Below are 19,318 nucleotides of genomic sequence, written 5' to 3'. Positions count from 1 at the left end.
GTTCCGGCCTTTTGTATTTCGTTCGCGGCAGAATTCCGCGATCAGGTCTTTTTCATTTTGCGCATCTTTTTCTCCAGCAGGCGCAGGACCTTCTGCGCGACCTTGTTGGGGATAGTGCGGCCGTTTTCCCAGCGGTTAACGGTTGCGAACGTGACGCCGATTTCGTGTGCGAAACTCTCTTGAGTCATGTTGAGTTCCTGACGCAGCTGGCGGATTCGTTCGTTGTTGAATTCGCCGTCATCTCCGGAATTGCGGCGGATGAACGGACGGGTGAGCGGAGTGGTGGACATGGGAGTTTCCATACTTATCTTGATTCAGTTGTGATTGGATTATGGCGTCCTGTCATATAGTTGAGCAAGGAACGTGCCCACACGGAGTAGCAAGCTATCCTGCATGAAGGGTGGTTCGGCGGCAAGGCATATAATGATGTTAAACAATCGCTTACAATTACGGATAGAGTTAATCCGATTTAAGTTATCGCTGGAAATGGAGCAAAAAAATACCCCGCCGGTAGGCAGGGAGTATCGGGGCTTTGGGCCAGGCCGGGGTTCAGCGCAGGGTCTTGCGTTTGGTCAAATACTTGACCAGCGCTTCGCCGAAGTCGGTCTTGGTATTGAGCACATGGTAGTCGATGCTGTCTTCGCGGCAACCGCGCCGCAGGCGCTCGACGAAGTCGGCGATCAGTTGTTGGTACTCTTTGCGGAGATGCCAGGGCTGGGTCGGCATCTGTTCAGACGTTTCGAGATCGCGGAAGCGGACATCGCCGCTGTAGGCAAAATCAAGTTCGCGCGGGTCAAGAATATGAAAGACCAGCACTTCATGGCCGTCATGGCGGAAATGACGCAGACCGGAAAGGACACGCGCGGGATCATCGAGTAGATCGGACAGCACGATAATGAGCCCGCGGCGCGTGATACGCTCGGCGACCGAGTGCAGGTTCTTGGCGATATCGGTTTGCGCGGACGGCTGCGCCTTCTCCAACTGACCCAGCATCACGTTCAAATAGGAATGTACGGAACGCGGGGGGAGATAGTGGCGAATCTGCTCGTCGTACAGGCAGAGGCCGCAGGCATCGCGCTGCTGAATCATCAGGAACGCGAGTGAGGCGGCGAGATACGACGCGTACTGGAACTTGGTGATGCCCGTGGTCTCGAAGCTCATCGAGTTCGACATGTCGAGCAGCAAGTACGCCTTGAGGTTGGTTTCCTCTTCGTACTGCTTGACATAGAAGCGGTCAGTCTTGGCATAGACTTTCCAGTCGAGATTGCGCAGCGGATCACCGGGCATGTAGGCGCGGTGTTCGGCGAACTCGACGGAGAAGCCGTGATAGGGGGACTTATGCAGGCCCGCGATGAAGCCCTCGACGACCATGCGCGCGCGGAGCTGCATGTTCTTGAGCCGGGAGACGACTTCGGGCCGGAGGTAATCGTGGGGAGTGGACAAGGTTACTAAGGCTTTCGACCGTATTTGACCAGTGCCGCTTGGCAGACAAGTCTCCAGACTGATGAGAAATCAGACGGCAAATTCACGATCTCTACATAATGCTCGACGTTCAATCCCGCGGTCTCTTCAAGGATCGGAGCGAGGGCGTGGGATAAGAAAGACGGACTGATTGCAGTTACTCCGGCAAAATCGAGCACGACTCGTTCCCTTCGCCACGAATCGCCATATGCTGACCTCACCGACTGAGCGAGCTCGGCCGAGAGCGCAGTCGTTCCGCCAATGATCGAATTAACGAGGAGATTCATTTTGACGGCCAATTGAGCGCGACCAGTGTCCCGGGGAACGCGACCGCGTTCATATATGCTCGAGTCTCTTCGATGTCAGAGCAATAGACTCCGTTACGCGAGAATACGTAAACCCGACCGCCTAACTCGGATGTCATCTCCTTGAGAAATGGCAGACCCTGACCAGAATGCCGCTTGGGATCACCAGCGCTAACTCCGATCTTGAAACTCTCAAGCAGCAACTCGTCATCTGTCATGCTCGAAAATTGAGCGAGCCGGGAAAGGTGCGCCGGGATAGTAATCCCATAGTCGCAGATTGAGAATTGTAGTTCCTGTTCAGCGTTTCGATACTGAACACCGATTGCGCCGCCGCAGCTCGACTGACTATGAGCGAATACGTTGTTCATCAGTTCCCAAATAGTCGATTCAAAGCGGTAGACCAGATCGGACACGCCAGCGAACAATGGCACATACAATTCAACGATTTTGCGGATGAGGTAGTCGTCGGGTTGTGCGAAAACACCCCACAGCTTTGAACTATCATGACCTGCTGAGTATAAGAAGTCCACGGCGTTGGTGGCTTCGATATCCCATCCCGGTCGCGGATCGACTTCGGACGGCTCAATGTGCGTAATCGTGGCGCCGAGAACGTTGAGCTTCGGTCTAAGGGCGCACATCATCGCGAGAAATGAAGCGTCCGTTGCTGAAGCATCGCGCGCGTCTATTTTGACCCTTGACGCACCAAGGGCGACATTACGAAATAGACAGGTTAGCTCCGCTGCAACGTTCGTGCGAGACTGATGGTCCATAACCGACGACAGCCGCAAAGTCGCTTCATTAGCCACAGCCTTCATTGTCAATTTTGGAGTAACCGCTCCACCAGCTGCTCGACTTTGATGCCATCCGCTTCGGCGCTGAAGCTCAACACGAGGCGATGGCGCAGAACCGGCAGCGCGACAGAGCGCACGTCGGCGATATCGGGGGTGGGGCGACCGTCGAGGGCGGCGCGGGTCTTGGCGCCGAGAATCAAGTACTGCGAGGCGCGCGGGCCGCAGCCCCAGCTGACATAGTCCTTGATGAATTGCGGCGCGTCGGCGGAATTGGGTCGCGTCTTGCGCACGAGCTTGACGGCGAATTCGACGACGTTGTCGGCCACCGGGACACGCCGCACAAGGTCCTGCAGGTCAGAAATCTGCTGCGATCCGAGCACTTTGTTGACGCTTTGCACGGCCGCGGAAGTTGTGGTCTTGACGATGGTCTGCTCTTCGGCGAGCGACGGATAGTCCATCCAGAGCATGAACATGAAGCGGTCGAGCTGCGCTTCCGGCAGCGGATAGGTTCCCTCCTGCTCAATCGGGTTCTGCGTCGCGAGTACGAAGAACGGCTCTTCGAGCTTGTAGGTTTGTCCGGCAGCGGTGACCTCGTGCTCCTGCATCGCTTGCAACAGCGCGGCCTGCGTTTTGGGCGGCGTGCGGTTGATTTCATCGGCCAACACGATATTGGCGAACACCGGGCCTTTGATGAATTTGAACGTGCGCTTTCCGCTGGCGCGATCCTCTTCGGCAATCTCCGTTCCCGTGATGTCGGACGGCATGAGGTCGGGGGTGAACTGGATGCGGCTGAACTTCAGGTCGAGGACGCGGGACAAGGTGGAAATCAGGAGTGTCTTTGCCAGCCCCGGCACACCCACGAGCAGGCAATGCCCGCGCGCCAGCAGCGAAATCAGCAGTTCATTGACGGTCTCCTGCTGACCCACAATGACCTTTCCGACTTCTCGCATCATCAGGTCGCGCGAATCTTTGAGCGATTTCAGAGCATCAAGATCATTGCCAGCCGCCATGGGAACTCCTGCGGAAATGGGTTTGCAAGTAAGGCGAAATAGTGATAGATTGAACGTCCGTACCGAACAGAACAGGAAAGATGAATCCGGCCAACTCCCCTACGAAACCCGCGTTGTTGGGTTTAACTCGCGAAGAACTCGAAAGTTTCGTTGCCGGTCTCGGCGAGCCCGCCTATCGCGGGCGGCAGCTTCAGCACTGGTTGCACGTGCGACGGGCGACTTCGTTCGCGGAGATGACTGACTTGCCGGCGCTGCTGCGTTCGCGTCTTGAATCGTGCGCCCGAGTGGGCGAATTCGAGCTTGTGACCGCCGTCGAGGCACACGATGGTACCGTCAAGTATTTGTTCGAGCTGGACGACGGGCTGCGGGTTGAATCGGTCTATCTGCCCGGCAGTCCGGGTGAAACGGTCTGCATTTCGAGTCAGGTTGGGTGTGCGATGGGCTGTCATTTCTGCGCGACGGCGAAGATGGGTCTGTTCCGTAATCTGACCGCCGCAGAGATTGTGCGGCAGGTGGTAGAAGTGGAGCGGCGTTCACGGACGCGCATCACCAACGTCGTTTACATGGGGATGGGCGAGCCGCTACACAACTACGACGAGGTCGTGAAGTCGCTCGCCGTGCTTACGGACCGCGACGGTCTTGCGATCACGCCTTCCAAAGTCACGGTCTCAACCGTTGGGATCGTGCCGTCGGTGGAGCGCTGGATCGTCGATCTACCGCCGGCCAAACTGGCGATCTCGCTGCACGGCACGACCGACGAACGCCGAAGCAAATTGATGCCCGTGAATCGCGCCTACCCGCTGGACGTCTTGCAGAAGTCGCTGCGCCGCATGGCCCACGTCACGCGGCATCCGATCACCTTTGAGTACATCATGATCGCGGATTTCAATGATCGCCGCGAGGATGCTGCGAATCTGCGTCACCTATTGCGGAATATACCGGCCAAGGTGAATCTGATCCGGTTGCACCCGACGGGAAGCGATCTCGTTCCGTCCGCTGACGACGCGATACATCGGTTCATGGGGTGGCTGGTCGATGAGGGAATCGACTGTACGTTGCGCGAAAGCCGCGGGGTGGAGAAGCATGCGGCGTGCGGCATGCTTTATTCTGACGAGCCGTTTCGTCCAAGCAAGGCGCGAGCCTGGGAGCGACAGGGCGACGTTTAGCGCGCGTGCTCCAGCATGTATGTCACGATTTCGTGCGGCGATTTGCGATTGCGAATCGCCGTTTCCAGTTCTTGCAGGCGGGCCGACGACCAGAATCCGTTAAGCAACCGCTCTTCGACGAGTCGCTGAACGCGCCGACGCACGCGCTCCTGCCGCCGTTGCTCGAAGGTCCCGCTGTCCTGCAGGAATGTAAGGTGCGCCTGCACTTGTTCGTGGAATTCGGCGATGCCCTGTTCGCGCGTCGCCACGGTCATAACCAACGGCGGCGACCATGCGCTCGGCTCTTTCAGATGCATAGCGGAACGCAGATCAGCAGCGAAGCGGTCGGCGCCTTCCCGATCGGACTTATTGATGACGAAGACATCGGCGATTTCCATCAACCCGGCTTTCATCCCCTGGATCGAGTCGCCGGACTCGGGAACCAGCACGACCACGGTGGTGTCCGCATACTGCACGATCTCAAGTTCTGACTGACCGACACCGACGGTCTCGATCAGGATGAAATCATAGCGGCAGGCATCCAGCACGTCGGCCATATCTCCGGCAGCCTGACAGAGTCCGCCGAGGTCCCCGCGCGTGGCGAGTGACCGCACGAAGACACCGGGATCGGTGCCGATGGCGGTCATGCGGATGCGATCGCCGAGCAGTGCACCGCCGGAAAACGGGCTGGTGGGATCGACGGCGAGGACCGCGATCTTTCCGCCGGACTTCCGGAGGTGACGAACATAGGCGGTAACGAGCGAACTCTTACCCGCTCCGGGCGGACCGGTGAAACCGATGCGCAGGGCGTGCCCGGTTCGCGCGGCGACTTGCTTCAAGACATCGGCGGCCGCCTCGCCGCCATTTTCAACGCGGGTCAGGAGCCGCGAGAGCGCGAGGCGGGACCCGCTCAACATTTGCTCGACTTGCGCCGCGGCAGCGTTCATCACCGGAGCGTCACTCCGCCGGCCCGGGCGCGTCCGCCGCGTCCGTTTCGAGCAGCTCCGCGGCCTTGCGCTGCTCGACGAAGCGCCGCACTTCGGGCAGCAGATAGAGTCCGTCGCAGTTCTCGGAGGCGAGCACGCGCGCCAGCAGTTCGGCGCGGTCATCCAAGGACATTCGTCGATTCAGAAATACCAGGCGCTCCTCGGCGAAGATACACTGTCCACCGCGGAAATTGCCGTCTTCGGTGCGGACTTTGTATCCGAGCTGACGCACCACATCGCTCAGCAATTGTACGAGTCTGTCTTTCTTCATCGGACGCCTCAGATGTAATCATCTTTGCCGGCTTTGACGAGCGCATCGACGGCGTCGCGGACTTGTTGTGACGCCTCGCGCGGGCAGATCAGGATCGCGTCGCCGCTGTCCACCACGACCATTTTTTCGACGCCAACGAGCACGATCATGCGGTCGCGGGAAAGCACGAGGTTTTGGCGGGCATCTACGCAGGTTGCTTCGCCCCGCAGGGCGTTATCCTGCGGGTCATGCGGCATCAATCGCCAGACTTCATCCCAGCTTCCCACGTCGCTCCAGCCGAAGGTACCCCGGCACACGGCGACGCGTGGCGCGCGTTCCATGACACCGTAGTCAATCGAGATTCCTTTGAGCGCGGAGAAGATTTCCCACGTCATCTGTTCTTCGCGGTCCGTATCGATGTGCGCCGCGATCTCTTGCAGCCCGCTATACCACTGGGGGAGATGTTCGGCGATCTGTCGCATGATGGCATCGGCGCGCCAGACGAAGATGCCGCTGTTCCAGAGGAACTCGCCGCTTTCGAGAAACATCTTGGCGGTCGGCAGATTCGGTTTCTCGGCGAACGTCTTGACTTTGAATACTTGATCAACGATCGGTCCGGCGGAGTAGTCAACTTGAATGTAACCGTAACCGGTCTCCGGCCGAGTGGGCTGAATGCCGATGGTGACGAGATAGTCGGAGGAATCGACCAGCGAGGCGGCGGTATTGAGCACGGCGCAGAATTCCGCGATATTCTGGATTCGATGGTCTGCCGGGAACACCAGCATCACGGCGTCGGGGTCGCGGTGCAACAGGCGCACGGCGGCGAGACCGATCGCCGGCGCGGTGTTGCGTCCCATCGCGTCGAAGATGAAGTTTCGCTCGGCGATCGAGGGCGACACTTCGCGAATCAACGCCATCTGCTCGCGATTGGTTACGACCCAGCGTCGTTCGGGCGGAATCAGCGACTCGATGCGATCGATGGTCTGCTGAATCATCGGCCCTTCCCCGAAGAGATCGATAACTTGCTTGGGTCGTTTGCGGCGGCTCTCGGGCCAGAAGCGGGCCCCAACTCCACCAGCCATGATGACGGCGTGCAGCATGAGTAAACTAAGGGTGAATCGACCAGGGGATCGTGGTCTCGTACTCCCAGCGCGCGCGAATGGTCACGGTGTCCGCGGACTCGCTGAAGGGTTCGGAGAAGACCATGGGGTAAACGGAGCCGTAGTCAAAGCGGCCCGGATTGTCGGGAGCGCGGTCGCTGATGACCTCGAGTACATACTTACCGGGCACAAGGCGGTCGATGCGGAATGTCGAGGCCACGATGCGCTCGGTTAGCACGGCGATGCGCGATTGGGCGTGCAGCAGTCGGATCAGGAACGGCCCGGACTCATTTGCGATCTCACCGGCGACGGATCCGAGGCTATCGGCCGGATAGTACGAGAAGCGGAACTCAACCGTGGTGTCGGCCAGCTGATTACCGCTGACATCATGAATCAACCTGCCGTCAACGCGCAGAAAATACGATTCGCCTTCCACGTAAGGTGGTTCCGCGACGAAGGTCAAGCCTGCGGTCGGACTACCCTTGAAATCCGTGACGACACGCAGGGTCTCGGGTTTCGTCGATATGATCAGAAGGGAATCGGCGAAGCCGTCCGCCGTGAGGACGGGTTCGCTGAACTCGATCTGAAATGGAGACAGCGTACGCGCCGGGCGGTTGGCCAAGGGAATGGTCTCACGTACCCTCGGCCGCGAGGTGTCGGGTCGCGCGCGCACCGTGAGCGTGTCCTGCAATCTGCCGTCTGACGTGCGGATGGTCCACGCTCCCGGTTCGAGCGGTACGCCGGTGAACACCTGCCAAGTATCAGTCCCGCCGCTGTCCACCACGGCGGCGATCGCGGTCACCGGGAGTTGATTCGCCTGTGTAAACTGCCAGACTTGGGCAGAGTCCAGCGCCGCGCCGAGTTTGACTTCGTACCGAGTCTGGTCTATCTCGCGAACTCCAAGGATTCGTAGCGCGGCAGTATCCTGTCGTGAGAGTTTGAAACAGGCCCACGCATCGACAGTGTCCGTGACCGTGACATCCCACGGAGCAATTCCGACGCGTTCGGTTGACGGCTGCCACTTGCCGTCGAAGTTCCGGTCCTGAACGGCGAACACGCGATAGCGCCCCTGGGCCAGATAGCCGAAACGAAACGACCCATCGCGCGCCGCCTGTAAACGATACTCAGGAGAGCGCAGGGCGGGATCCACCGTATCACCTGCGCTCAACGCGTAGGCCCAAACGGCGACGGCCTGCGCGGCGGATTCGTCGGCGATGACACCGGCGAGTCGGCCGCGATCGATCTGAGCGCCGGTCGAAAAGGCCATGGTGTAGGTGAATCCGACCGGATTTCCGCGCTGATCTTTGGCGGAGCTTCCGACGCTGATCACATAGGTACGGTCGGCGGCCAGCGAGTCGAGATACTCCAGCTCAAGCGAGTTTCCGTGCCACGCATAGCGGAGTCTATTTCCGGGTTCCGGCGCGAAGAAGAGCGCGGCTTCGACAGAGGCACGGCTCACGGGTTCCGAGAATACGAGTCGCGCCGTGAGTTTGCGCGGCACATTGATGGCATCGGCTTCCGGGACATGGTGCAGGATCGTCGGGCCGGTCTTGTCTTCCGGACCGCCGGGCGGCACGCCGACCTTCGCACAGGACCAGAGCAGTAACATCGCGAGCAGGCCCGCGGCAACACGGATGGGCCGAAGCCGGGAGTTCACTTAGCGGCGACCGATGGAATGATATTCAATCCCGAGTGCGCGCATGTCATCGGGTTCGAACAGGTTTCGTCCGTCGAAGATGAGCGGTTGCTTGAGCGATTTTTTGATCTGCGCGAAATCCGGGTCGCGGAACTCCTGCCACTCGGTGACGATCAGCAGAGCGCTGGCACCGGACAGGCAGTGGTAGCAATCGTGGGCATACTCCACGGAATTGCCGAGGACTTTCCGGGCCTCCACCATGGCCGCCGGGTCGTAAGCTCGCACTTTTGCGCCGCGTTGCAGCAGTTCACGCACGGTGTAGATTGAGGGGGCTTCGCGCATGTCATCGGTGCGCGGTTTGAACGATAGACCCCAGAGGGCAAACGTGTGACCCGCAAGATTTTCGCCGAACTTCCTGACGACCATTTCGGCAATGCGTATGCGCTGCTTGTCATTGGTGCGGTGCACCGCTTCCAGAATTTGCAGTGGCCGGGCATTCTCCTTTCCCATTTTGATCAGCGCCAGCACATCTTTCGGAAAGCAGGAGCCACCATAGCCCACCCCGGGGAACAAGAAGTGCGTGCCGATGCGCTTGTCGGAGCCGATACCGTAGCGCACGGACGTCACGTCGGCGCCGACCTCCTCGCAGAGGTTGGCGACCTCGTTCATGAAGGTGATCTTCGTTGCCAGCAGGGCATTCGCGGCGTACTTGGTCATTTCCGCCGAGCGCACGTCCATGACGATGATGCGGTAGCCGGTGCGCTGGAACGGCGCGTAGAGTCGCGTCATGATTTCCTCGGCGCGTTTGCTGCTGACGCCGAGCACGATGCGATCGGGTTTCATGAAGTCATTGATGGCATCGCCTTCCTTGAGGAACTCAGGATTGGAGACGACATCGAACTCGTGTTTCGTGTGTTTCGCGATCTCCGCGCGGACGAGATCGCCCGTTCCGACCGGGACGGTGGACTTGTTGACGATGATTTTGTAGCCATTCATGCTCTGGCCGATTTCGCGTGCCGCCGCCAGCACATAGGACAGATCGGCGGACCCATCGTCAGCCGAGGGAGTGCCGACGGCGATCATCACGATCTCCGCGTCGGGGACCGCGCCGGCGAGCTGGGTGGTGAATTCCAGCCGCAACTTCTCGACGTTGCGGTTGACAATTTCTTCGAGTCCGGGTTCGTAGATGGGAATCTCGCCGCGCCCGAGCATGGCGATTTTGCTTTGGTCGATGTCAACGCAGGTGACATGATGTCCGGTATCAGCGAGGCAGGCTCCCGTGACCAGGCCGACGTAACCGGTTCCAACAACCGTGAGACGCATGTGTAGGGGATTAGGAAGAGAGAGAAGTGGGGTGTCGCGAACGAGCGATCAGTTCGAAATCACTCGTCGCATATACAGACTGATGATGTGATCGAGAATCATGTGCAAGTCCTCGACCGGGCCGTATTCACGCGAGCTGACCGTGATTTGGTGGTCAACCAGTTCGGCGAGCTTCCCGCCGCCGAATCCGATCAGGCCGACGGTAATCGCGCCGATCTCGCGCGCCGCGGTGGCCGCCGCGAGTACATTGGGTGAATTGCCCGAGGCCGTGAGCAGGACGACGACATCTCCCGGTCGCGCATAGGTACGCAGGGGTTCGGCGAAGACCGCATCGTAGTTTACGTCGTTGGCGTACGCCGTGAGCATCGGCAGGTTGTCGCCGAGGCAAATCATGCGCAGGCGGCGTTTGGCGGGCGCATTGCAGCCTTTGGAGAAGTCGCAGACCCAATGACTGGCGGTGGCGTGGGATCCGCCGTTGCCACAGATAAAGACGGTCTTGTCCGCGGCGTAGGCGCGTTCGAAGACATCGAGCACAGCCTCGACCGCGTCGAGCGGAAGCTCATCGAGCACGCGCCGGAGATCACCGAGGTAGTTCAGAATATGGTCGCGTTTTGAAGCCATCATTTGAACGGGTAGCGTCGCAGATTGAAGATCACTTTGCTGCCGTCCCGCTCCGGCAAGAACGGCATTTCATAGAGGTCGGAAAGTGCGGACCGTACGCTTTCCTGATGGACCGGCGGCACGTAAAGCATGAGAAACCCGCCGCCACCGGCTCCGGCGATTTTGCCGCCGGTGGCACCGGCGTGGCGGGCACGGTCGTAGAGATCGTCGATCCAGGCGTCGCTGATGCGCGACGCCATCTTGCGTTTGAGCATCCAGCCATCGTGCAGGGCTTGGCCGACTTCGTCGAACTTTTCGTGGCCGAGGGCATCGCGAATGCGGTCCACGAGCGGCAGCATGGCGGCCAGCGTCTCGCGTTTGCTTCTGGTGCAATCTCGTTGTTCGGTCAAGATTTCGGCGGAACTTCGCGTACGGTTCGTATAGAACAGCATCAGATTCTGGCCGAGGTGCCACATGCCCTTGGCGGAGAGTTCGACCAGCTCCACGCCGACGCTGTCGTCCGGCCTGAACTCGATGCGACGAATCCCGCCGTACGCGGCGATATACTGGTCCTGCTTGCCGATGGGTTTCTGGCAGCGGCCGATTTCAATCTCGCAGGCTTCGCGAGCGAGTCGTTCCGCGGTGACTTGTTCGCCGCGGAACATGTAGAATGCATTCAGCAGACCGACGACCAGCGAGGACGAGGAGCCGAGGCCGCTGCCTTCCGACGGGATGTCGGCGAGCATCGAGATTTCAACCCCGCGTTCAATGCCGGTCTTGAGCATGGCTTCGCGGACCAGTTCGTGCTGGATCTCGGGCACGGCATCCACGATTTCCTTCTTCGTATAGTTGATGAAGATGCGATCGTCGAAGCGCTCTTTGATGATGACAAAGATGTATTTGTCAATGGCGGTCGAGATGACCGCGCCCGCGCCGTCGCGGTAGTACTCAGCGAGGTCCGTGCCGCCGCCCGCGAAGCTCAGCCGCAGCGGTGTCTGGGAAATGACCATCTAATTGCTTTGCGCGGCAAGATCCCGCTGCACTTTCTCGTAAGTTAAAGGGGTTCCGATGTCCTGAATGTACTCGTTGGTCACATAGCCGAACATCTTGCCGACGAGCCGCGGCAGGACGTGGAACCCCAGATCGGCGGGGAGTTCCGCGGGCAGATAGTCAAACAGCTCGGCCGCGGCAACGTGAATCCCGGCGTTGGCGAACGTCGTGCGGGGCCGCGCGGGTTTCTCTTCGAAGGAGACGACACGCTCAGCAGAGTCAAACTCAAGGATGCCGCAGCGGGTCGGCTCGTCGGTCTCATAGGCCAGCAAGGACAACACGGGATTGCGGTGTTCCCGATGAAAGGTCATCAGCCGGCGCAGATCCACGCGCGCGAAATTGTCGGCGTACACGATCAAGAAGGACTGGTCGTTGGCCACAAAGTCCCGGTGACCCCGAATGGTCCCGGCGCTCCCCAGCAGGACCGGCTCGAATTCCCGCCGCACGCGCACAGGATACGGCTGTCGATCAAGGTACTGATGAACGCGATCGGGCAGGTGATGCAAGTTGATCAGTACGTCGGTAACACCCGCGGCGGCGAACGCCTCGAACCAGAAATCGAGCAACGGTCGTCCGCCGATCGGCAACAGGCACTTCGGCGTGTGCTCGGTCAACGCCCCGAGACGACTACCGACGCCGGCCGCGAGCAGAAATGCTTTCACACGGGTTCCGCGGCGCGCGCTTGCCGGAACCAGTTGACCGTTTCGCGCAGTCCCGTCTCGAAATCCATGGCCGGCATCCAGCCGAGTTCGCGTTTCGCTTTGCGCGCGTCGAGATAGATCTTCTGCAGCTCGCCCATACGCGCCGGGGCGTAGATCGGGAGCTCGCGGAAGTTCATAATTCTCGACAGCAGGCGTACGATTTCATTCACCGATGTGCCGATCCCGCAGCCAATGTTGTAGATCTCGCATCGGTCGTGACGCAATGCCAGCAAGTTAGCGCGCGCGACGTCGCCGACATGAATGTAGTCGCGCAGTTGCTCGCCGTCGCCGTAAATCGTGGGTGCCTTGCCCTCCAACATCCGTCCGATGAAGATCGCGTTGACGCCGGCTTCGCCGTGCGGATTCTGCCGCGGGCCGTAAACATTCGAGTAGCGAAGCACGACGTATTGCAGCCCTTCGAGCACACGGTAGAGTTCGAGGTAATGTTCGACCGTGTGCTTGGAGATTCCGTAAGCGCACTCGGGGCGCACCGGGTGCGCTTCGTCGGCCGGGAGGTAGTTCGGTTCGCCGTAGATTGCGCCGCCGGTGGAGGCGTACACGAATTTTCGCACGCCGCCGCGCACGGCGGCGAGGATCAGTGCGATCGATCCGATGACATTCGTTTGCGCGTCGCTGGCCGGGTCCTCGAGTGACTTGCGCACATCGATTTGCGCGGCATGGTGGTCAACCGCCTCCGGTTTGAAGTCCTCGAAGACGCGCCGCAGGAAGGCCGTGTCCCGCAGATCGCCCTCGTAGAGTCGCGCGGCCGGCGGCACATGGCGACGGAAACCGGTACTGAAATTGTCAAGCACGGCGACTTCGTGACCTTCCGCCAGAAACTTGTCGGCGAGATGTGATCCGATGAAGCCCGCTCCGCCCGTGACCAGGATTCTCACGAACTCACTCCCCGCGTGGCGCGCACGACATTCAGCGACTGCATGTGCTTTTCGGCGTAGTCGAGCAGATCCTCGATGTCCGATTGTTGTTCAAGGTATTCACGGTATTCACGGACGGACTCGGCGGCGTCACGAACCGGATTCCAGCCGAGCGCTTTCAGCTTCGAAATGTCCGAGCAGATGTGCCGGGTATCGCCGAACCGGTAGAGGCCCGGCACGCGCGGGGCGAGTTGCTCCTTACCGAACTCGCGCGCGACGATCGAGCAAAACTCCGTCACGGTGTACGGACGACCGCCGCCGACATTGAAGACCTGACCGACGGCACGCTGATCTTGCAGGGCGAGCAGATTCGCGGAGACGGCATCGTGAATATTGACGAAGTCGCGAACTTGCGCTCCGTCTTCGTAAATGAGCGGCGCCCGGTCAAAATAGTAGCTGAGCGAGAAGATCCGGCACGCGCCCGAATAGGAATTGTAGAAACTCTGGCGCGGCCCCTGCACGATGGAATAGCGCAGCGCGACAGACGGGATTTCGTAGCGCTTGCCGAAGGCCAGCGTCATGAGTTCCTGTGAGTATTTGGAAAGCGCGTATTGATTCCGCGGGTTCGCAACCGATTCCGGCGTGGGCCGCCACGTGAGCGGGCTGCCCGCCGCGTCACGAAACTCCCAGTCGCCGCGCTCGAGCTGTTCCGGAGTTCTCAACTCCGGGTGAAACAGCGCGCCGTCCGATCCCGCATACCGGCCTTCGCCGGCGACCGCCTGCGAGGAAGCAACGACCACGCGATCCACCGGCATCTTGTGCTCAACAATCAACTCGTAGAGCAGCGCCGTACCCACCGCATTGACGTGAAAGAACTTGCTGAAATCGGGGAGGTAGTCCTGGTAGGCGGCGAGATGAATCACGGCCGTGACGCCGTCCAGCGCCTGCCGCATGTCGTCGCGGTTTCGCACGTCGCCCAGGATGAAGCGGGCCTTGGGGGACAGGTAGGCTGGCTTGCCCTTGAGGTGAACCGGCTTTTCGAGGCTGTCCAGAATGGTGACATCATGCCCGCCGGACAGCAGCGCATCGCACGTGTGCGATCCGATGAACCCCGCGCCGCCCGTGATCAGCACGTGCATCAGTGCGCGCCTCGGCCGGTGAGTACCACGGGAATCGTCTTCAGCAGGATCTTGAAGTCGAGCCAGAGTGACCAATTGTCGATATAGGCCAAGTCGAGCCTGACCCACTCATCAAAGTCAGTAATGGTGCTGCGACCGGAGACCTGCCAGAGGCAGGTTAGTCCCGGTTTCACGGACAGCTTGCGGCGATGCCAGCTCTCGAAGCGCTTCAACTCGGTTTCCAGCGGGGGCCGCGGACCGACGACGGACATATCGCCTTTCAGGACACTCCAGAGTTGCGGCAACTCATCGAGACTGAATTTTCGCAGAAAGTGACCGACTCTGGTAATGCGCGGATCCTTGGACATCTTGAAGGCGATGCCCTTCATCTCATTTTGCGCCAACAGTTTCTCTTTGAGCAGGTCGGCATTGACGACCATCGTGCGAAATTTGTAGCCGGTGAAGTTTTTCTTGTTTTGGCCGACGACCTTCCACGTATAAAATACGGGCCCACCGTCGCCGAACTTGATCAACATCGCGACCACGGCCAGCAGCGGGGCCAACAGCACGAGCAGGACCAGGGAGACGGCGAGGTCGATCAGCCGCTTCACCAGCAGCTGCCACTCCCGATGCCGGTTCGTCGAGTAGATGAGGACGGGCTGATCGTACTGGACTTCGGCATCGACCATCGCCACGAGGCTCGAGAAGAAGTTGGAGAGGATAACGGCGCGGACCCCCTCTTGTTCGCAGAGGGCGAGCATGTCGGTGCAGTCGGCCAGCATTCGCGTCGGCACCGCGAACACGACTTCGTGGATCGGATAGGAATGGAGAATTTCGGGCAGGTGTTCGGGTCCGCCCAGGATTTTCGCGCCCATCACTTCCTTACCGATCTTGTTCCGGTCGAGTTCCACAAAGCCGACCAGGTCAATCCCCCACTCCGCGTGCTCGGAGAGGGCGTTCAGGAATCGTTGTGCCTTATCGCCGGATCCGACGATCAGGATCGTCTTCGCGAACTCCCCTTTGGCGCGGAGGTACTCGCGAACATTGTGGAAGAAGATGCGGTTCAGAAACAGCAACGCGACATTGATGACGACGAACAGGATGATCGTCGAGCGCGGCGGAGATTCGAGCCGGAGGATGTACGCGATGGCCAGCAGCGTCAGCGTCCCGAACAGGGCCGTTCGCACCACGAGGTTGAATTCATCGCGCAGTGACACGCGTCCGGCCTCGGAATAGGCCTTCTGAATATCGAGAAAGAACCACCAGACCGGAACGACGATAATCAGAATATTCGCGAAACTATCGACGGACTGGGCGCTGCCGAAGAAGTACACAGTCCGGATTTGGGAACGAACCGCGAAGGCCGTCACAAACGAAATCACCGTCATGAGGATGTCGGCGATCTGTTGGAAAAGCCTCATCCAGATCGAGTGTTCGTTCACTTGCGCCATTCGATGTCGTATTCGTTAGATCCGGGAGCAGCGGGGATGCTGCATTATGCGCCACCACCACCGTAGAATTCGCGGATCGTCGCGCACACATACTCGACTTGCGCCGGGCTGAGTTCGGCGGAGATGGGAAGCGCGAGCGACTCCAGCGCGGTCCGCTCGGCTACCGGAAATTGTCCTTGCTTGTACCCCATATCGGCGAAACAGTTTTGCAGGTGCAGGGGCACGGGATAATAGATGTCGCTGCCGATCCCCTTGGTCTTCAGATACTCCTTCAGTTCGTCCCGGCGCGGAGCGCGAATCACATACTGATGATAGATGTGGTAAGCCCCGGCCGGCGTGGTCGGAGTCGTGACAGCGGTGCCCTTCAGTCCGGAGTTATAGATTTCAGCCATCGCCCGGCGGTGCTCGTTCCACGCTTTCAGGTACTTGAATTTCACGGACAGTACGGCCGCTTGCAGCTCATCGAGCCGGGCGCCAGTTCCGATGCGATCGTAGAAATAGCGATCGCGTCCACCGTGGATACGATCCATCCGGGCGAAGGTGGCCAGTTCTTCGGTGCGGGTCAGCACCATCCCGCCGTCGCCGGCACCGCCCAGATTCTTGGTCGGGTAGAACGAGAAGGCGGAAAGTTCGCCGATGCCGCCCGCCGTGAACCCATCGCGGGTCGCCCCGACCGCCTGACAGGCATCCTCGATCAGCCACATTTTGTGTCGCCGGCAGATGGCCAGCAGCCGCTGCGGGTCGATCACGAGACCGAACAGATGCACGGGGACGAACGCCTTGGCGCGGAGATTCGGCAGGCTTTCGACGTGATCGAGGTTCACGTTGAAGCTATCTTCCTCGATATCGACGAAGACCGGTTTCGCTCCGATCCGCACGATGGAGCTGGCCGTGGCAAAGAACGTGTACGGCGTGGTAATGACTTCATCGCCGGGCTTGAGGCCCGCGGCGAGATAACAGAGGATCAGCGCATCGGTGCCGGAGGCCGTACCGACGCCGAACGGCATCCCGGCGAGCTCCGCCATCTGCTGTTCGATCTTCTTGTTGTTGGGACCGAGCACGAAGTACTGCGAGTCGAAGACCTGTTGGACCTCGGGCATGACTTCGTGTTGAATTTTGCGGAACTGGGCGGGCAGATCGAGCATCGGGACGTTCATGCGGCCACCTGTACGAAGTGCGCGACGGTGCGTTCCATACCGGATTGCAGGCTGACGGCGGGGTGGTAATTCATAGCGGCTTGGATTTTGGAAATATCGGCGCGTGAGTGCATCACGTCACCGCGGCGGGCAGGTTCGTGGCGCGGCTCGATTGCCGTGCCAAGCTGTCGGTTGATTTCTCTGAGGACGTCGAGCAGGGAATATTGTCCCCCGCAGGCAACGTTGTAGAATTCTCCGGCGACATGGGGCGCTTCGCACGCGAGCAGGTTGGCGGTCACAGCGAGGCTGACGAAGGTGAAGTCGCGCGATTGCGAGCCGTCGCCATAGATCGTCGGCTGTTGTCCGTTCATGAGCGCGGTGATGAAGCGCGGAATGACGGCGGCGTACTGGCCGTTGGGATCCTGCCGCGGGCCGAAGATATTGAAGTAGCGCAGCGCGACGGTCTCCAGGCCATAGACCTTGAAAAAGGCGGCACAGTATTTTTCGGACGCGAGTTTAGTTACCGCATAGGGCGACATCGGCAGCACGGTCATCGACTCGACTTTGGGCAGCGTCGGCGTATCGCCGTAAACGGAAGACGACGACGCGGCGACGACTCGCTTAACGCCGGCGTCACGCGCGGCCATCAGCACATTGAGGGTCCCGGTGATATTGACCTCGTGGGACGTCTCGGGGTCCGCCACCGATCGCGGGACGGAACCGAGCGCGGCCTGGTGCAAGACGAAATCTCGGCCCTGGCAGGCGCGCTTGACGGCGTCGAAATCCCGCAGATCCGCCTCGACGAGTTCGATGTCGCTGAGTAATGGCGCCAGATTCTCGCGTTTGCCGGTACTGAAGTTGTCGAATACCGCGACGCGCTGTCCTCGAGCCAGGAGCTCTTCCACGATATTCGAACCGATGAAACCCGCGCCACCTGTCACGAGGTAATTGTGTGCACTCATGCGTGCTCCGTCTCCGGGTCTTTTCTCACGTAGGTATGGCAGGGATTGACCATGCCGCGGAATGCGCCGAAAATGTAATCGATGTGGCGTTCACGCAGCTGTGCGTGACAAGGCAGTGCCACGAGGTTTTCGTGTCGATCGGATTCGCAGCTCACACCGAATTCGCGCAGGCGTTCGCCGATCGCGGTCGCCGGGTAGGGTCCTTCAGCGCGCAGGACGAAGGCCGCGGGTGAGGCATGGGGGTGCGCCGGGAGATACTTCATGCCGAGCAGGTCGAACAGGTCGCGATAGCGATTCCAATTCGCGGCGCGCCGGCGGGCATACTCCGCCCGGCGCGGCCAGTGCAGTTGCAAGGCCTCGCGGACCGTATTCCGTTTGGTTACGTCGAGACAATGGAAGTCGTCCCACACCTGTTGATCCGCAAAATATTCGCCGACCAGCGCCGCCCCGAACTGCAGCGGGAACCAGCGCGCGAAATCGAACACCGCGTACTTGCCGAAGTGGCCGGCGTTGGCGGCCTGATCATCGCCGGGGATCCAGTCGCGGCAGTCTTCGATCAACGGAACAGAGAGCGCGGTCAACGACTCGGCGGCCTCGCAGAGCTTGCCCCAGCGATGACAGACCAGAACCGCATCACACTCGCGCGATTCGGCGCTAAACCTGTAACGGTCACCGAACAGGTTCAGCAGCAAGTTCAGATAGGCGTCGATTCCGTGCGACGACCAGACGCCGATCCGCGCGTCTTTCGGCAATTGCAGAGCACGAAACGCCGACTGCAAGGCGAACTCCCAACTTGGGAGGTAGGTGAACTCCGCTTCGAAATACTCGCTGAGCACGGTGTTGATCGCGACCTGCTGCTGTTCCTGCCAATCAAGATCGGGGGTCGTAAAGGGTCCGAGTGCGATGCGCGGGCGGGAGTCTTCCGGTGGTGGGCGGAACAGGATCGGATAAGGCTGCGTGCAGTATTTCTGGAAGTAGTGCTGCAGGGCAGGACGAAAGCTGACACCGACATCGAGATAGCGGAAGTCGCTCTGCTCGAATTGCTCGACGATATACCAGAACAGGTAGGAGTTCGCTTCGATCTGGCGGCCCAGTTCGTTCGTGCCACCGTAGTGATAGAAGAGCGTACTGCTGGTGACCGGGGTGACGATAATGCCGCCGCAGAGTTCGTCGCCGACATAGGACAGGAACATTTTCTGTTCCGGTTCCAGCGCGGTACAAAGTGTGTCGGGATTGTACCAGACCTTCGCCATCAGGTCGAGGTCACGCGACTCGACGACGCGAATTCCGGCGCGCTGCGCCTTGCGGATGCCCTGTTTGGCCCGTGACCGCAGGCGTTCCCACGCGAGTTTCTTGTTCAGATGCAGGAGCGAGCCCTGCGTCAGGACATCTTTGCCGATATATTGCACGATGCAGAG

Annotated in this window: 19 protein-coding genes; 1 reads left to right on the top strand and 18 read right to left on the bottom strand. The window is 60.0% G+C overall.

The window, feature by feature from the left end:
- Positions 1 to 41: 41 nt before the first annotated feature.
- From HZB60_02000 to HZB60_01985, 4 genes are all read right to left on the bottom strand, one after another.
- The gene (locus HZB60_02000) at positions 42 to 290 is read right to left on the bottom strand and encodes a helix-turn-helix transcriptional regulator (protein ID MBI5058535.1); all 249 of its coding nucleotides are present in this window, start codon (positions 288 to 290) and stop codon (positions 42 to 44) included.
- Between the two features lie 259 nt (positions 291 to 549).
- Positions 550 to 1,389, bottom strand: a complete 840-nt coding sequence (locus HZB60_01995; GenBank protein MBI5058534.1) for a DUF58 domain-containing protein — start codon at positions 1,387 to 1,389, stop codon at positions 550 to 552.
- 355 nt (positions 1,390 to 1,744) lie between these two features.
- A complete protein-coding gene (locus HZB60_01990; protein MBI5058533.1) occupies positions 1,745 to 2,581 on the bottom strand; it encodes a hypothetical protein in 837 nt (278 codons plus the stop codon).
- 2 nt (positions 2,582 to 2,583) lie between these two features.
- Positions 2,584 to 3,567 carry an AAA family ATPase gene (locus HZB60_01985; protein MBI5058532.1) on the bottom strand — a complete coding sequence of 328 codons (984 nt, stop codon included), beginning with the start codon at positions 3,565 to 3,567 and terminating at the stop codon, positions 2,584 to 2,586.
- A gap of 113 nt (positions 3,568 to 3,680) precedes the next feature.
- On the opposite strand from HZB60_01985, the gene rlmN reads away from it, so the two are divergent.
- Positions 3,681 to 4,733, top strand: a complete 1,053-nt coding sequence (gene rlmN, locus HZB60_01980; protein ID MBI5058531.1) for a 23S rRNA (adenine(2503)-C(2))-methyltransferase RlmN — start codon at positions 3,681 to 3,683, stop codon at positions 4,731 to 4,733.
- Here rlmN and meaB read toward each other — a convergent pair.
- Genes meaB through HZB60_01910 form a run of 14 tightly spaced genes read right to left on the bottom strand, consistent with a single transcriptional unit; the run spans position 4,730 to position 19,309 of the window.
- Positions 4,730 to 5,662, bottom strand: a complete 933-nt coding sequence (gene meaB / locus HZB60_01975) for a methylmalonyl Co-A mutase-associated GTPase MeaB (protein MBI5058530.1) — start codon at positions 5,660 to 5,662, stop codon at positions 4,730 to 4,732. The two genes, rlmN and meaB, sit on opposite strands and share 4 nt — an antisense overlap.
- 7 nt (positions 5,663 to 5,669) lie before the next feature.
- Positions 5,670 to 5,969 carry a hypothetical protein gene (locus HZB60_01970; GenBank protein ID MBI5058529.1) on the bottom strand — a complete coding sequence of 100 codons (300 nt, stop codon included), beginning with the start codon at positions 5,967 to 5,969 and terminating at the stop codon, positions 5,670 to 5,672.
- 8 nt (positions 5,970 to 5,977) lie between these two features.
- Positions 5,978 to 7,048 carry a mannose-1-phosphate guanylyltransferase gene (locus HZB60_01965; GenBank protein ID MBI5058528.1) on the bottom strand — a complete coding sequence of 357 codons (1,071 nt, stop codon included), beginning with the start codon at positions 7,046 to 7,048 and terminating at the stop codon, positions 5,978 to 5,980.
- Between the two features lie 7 nt (positions 7,049 to 7,055).
- Positions 7,056 to 8,705 carry an Ig-like domain-containing protein gene (locus HZB60_01960; GenBank protein ID MBI5058527.1) on the bottom strand — a complete coding sequence of 550 codons (1,650 nt, stop codon included), beginning with the start codon at positions 8,703 to 8,705 and terminating at the stop codon, positions 7,056 to 7,058.
- On the bottom strand, positions 8,706 to 10,007 hold the full coding sequence (locus HZB60_01955; GenBank protein MBI5058526.1) for a UDP-glucose/GDP-mannose dehydrogenase family protein: 1,302 nt from the start codon (positions 10,005 to 10,007) through the stop codon (positions 8,706 to 8,708).
- Positions 10,008 to 10,055: 48 nt separating this feature from the next.
- Positions 10,056 to 10,631, bottom strand: a complete 576-nt coding sequence (locus tag HZB60_01950) for an SIS domain-containing protein (protein MBI5058525.1) — start codon at positions 10,629 to 10,631, stop codon at positions 10,056 to 10,058.
- Positions 10,628 to 11,617 (bottom strand): GHMP kinase, encoded by a 990-nt coding sequence (locus tag HZB60_01945; GenBank protein MBI5058524.1) that lies wholly within the window; start codon positions 11,615 to 11,617, stop codon positions 10,628 to 10,630. The genes HZB60_01950 and HZB60_01945 overlap by 4 nt, the downstream gene beginning before the upstream one ends.
- Positions 11,618 to 12,319, bottom strand: a complete 702-nt coding sequence (locus tag HZB60_01940; GenBank protein ID MBI5058523.1) for a nucleotidyltransferase family protein — start codon at positions 12,317 to 12,319, stop codon at positions 11,618 to 11,620. It abuts the gene before it with no gap.
- Positions 12,316 to 13,254, bottom strand: coding sequence for an NAD-dependent epimerase/dehydratase family protein (locus HZB60_01935; GenBank protein ID MBI5058522.1), 939 nt, complete (start codon positions 13,252 to 13,254; stop codon positions 12,316 to 12,318). Before HZB60_01935 ends, HZB60_01940 begins: the two co-directional genes overlap by 4 nt.
- Complete coding sequence (locus tag HZB60_01930) at positions 13,251 to 14,372, bottom strand: SDR family NAD(P)-dependent oxidoreductase (GenBank protein ID MBI5058521.1); 1,122 nt, start codon at positions 14,370 to 14,372, stop codon at positions 13,251 to 13,253. The genes HZB60_01935 and HZB60_01930 overlap by 4 nt, the downstream gene beginning before the upstream one ends.
- A complete protein-coding gene (locus HZB60_01925) occupies positions 14,372 to 15,802 on the bottom strand; it encodes a sugar transferase (protein MBI5058520.1) in 1,431 nt (476 codons plus the stop codon). Before HZB60_01925 ends, HZB60_01930 begins: the two co-directional genes overlap by 1 nt.
- Before the next feature lie 44 nt (positions 15,803 to 15,846).
- The gene (locus HZB60_01920; GenBank protein MBI5058519.1) at positions 15,847 to 16,959 is read right to left on the bottom strand and encodes a DegT/DnrJ/EryC1/StrS family aminotransferase; all 1,113 of its coding nucleotides are present in this window, start codon (positions 16,957 to 16,959) and stop codon (positions 15,847 to 15,849) included.
- Entirely contained in the window at positions 16,956 to 17,900 is a 945-nt protein-coding gene (locus HZB60_01915; GenBank protein MBI5058518.1) for an SDR family oxidoreductase, read from the bottom strand. Before HZB60_01915 ends, HZB60_01920 begins: the two co-directional genes overlap by 4 nt.
- On the bottom strand, positions 17,897 to 19,309 hold the full coding sequence (locus HZB60_01910; protein MBI5058517.1) for a hypothetical protein: 1,413 nt from the start codon (positions 19,307 to 19,309) through the stop codon (positions 17,897 to 17,899). The genes HZB60_01915 and HZB60_01910 overlap by 4 nt, the downstream gene beginning before the upstream one ends.
- Positions 19,310 to 19,318 lie beyond the last annotated feature (9 nt).

The sequence above is a fragment of the candidate division KSB1 bacterium genome (assembly GCA_016214895.1).
Classification (GTDB): Bacteria; Electryoneota; RPQS01; order RPQS01; family RPQS01; genus JACRMR01.
Note: the sequence above shows the minus strand (reverse complement) of the source record. Positions and strands in the feature narration are given on the sequence as shown.